Below are 595 nucleotides of genomic sequence, written 5' to 3'. Positions count from 1 at the left end.
GTGTCGTTGTCCGGGGTGTGGTTGCTGCAGCCGGGGAAGGTGCATTTCCGGTCGCGGACCCTGAGCCATTGTTTGATGGCCGGGGTGAGCCGGTAGCGGGTGCGGCCGATCTCCAAAGGTGCCCCGTTGCGGGGGTCGACCAGTACCCGGTGGAACGAGTCCGCCCCGTCCGCGACGAGTTTCCGGGCCAGGGATGCGGGGATGGGGCCGTAGCCGTCCAGTTCGGCGGGTTCGTCGGTGAGGCCGAGGAGGGAGAACACCGGCACGGTGACCAGGACGTCGGCGCGCGGGGTGGGGACCTTCCCGATCCCACCCGTGCTCCAGGCAGCCTCACCTGCAGGGTTTCCCGGGCCTGCGTCGGCATGGGTGGTGTCCACGCCACCCGCGCCACCCGCAAGGCTCCCGGCGCCGAGGAGGAGGGAGGCGGCGATGTCGGGGCGGAGTTGGGTGAGGGTGCGGGGCTCGGTCGGGTTTTGGAGGCCGCGGGCGGTGGCGGTGGTGCGGTTCCAGATCGCCGATGCGGTGTCCCCGGGCAGGTAGAGGGAGAGCCAGGCCATGCCGTCGCGGTCGGGGGTGTAGTCCATCCGCCGGTCCG

Annotated in this window: 1 protein-coding gene; it reads right to left on the bottom strand. The window is 71.6% G+C overall.

Annotation, left to right across the window (positions count from 1 at the left end):
- On the bottom strand, positions 1-595 hold a 595-nt coding region (locus PUN71_RS23020), incomplete at both ends, for a DUF222 domain-containing protein (RefSeq protein ID WP_277800582.1).

Source organism: Arthrobacter sp. NQ7, from assembly GCF_029581595.2.
In the GTDB taxonomy this organism is placed as follows: Bacteria; Actinomycetota; Actinomycetes; order Actinomycetales; family Micrococcaceae; genus Arthrobacter; species Arthrobacter phenanthrenivorans_B.
Note: the sequence above shows the minus strand (reverse complement) of the source record. Positions and strands in the feature narration are given on the sequence as shown.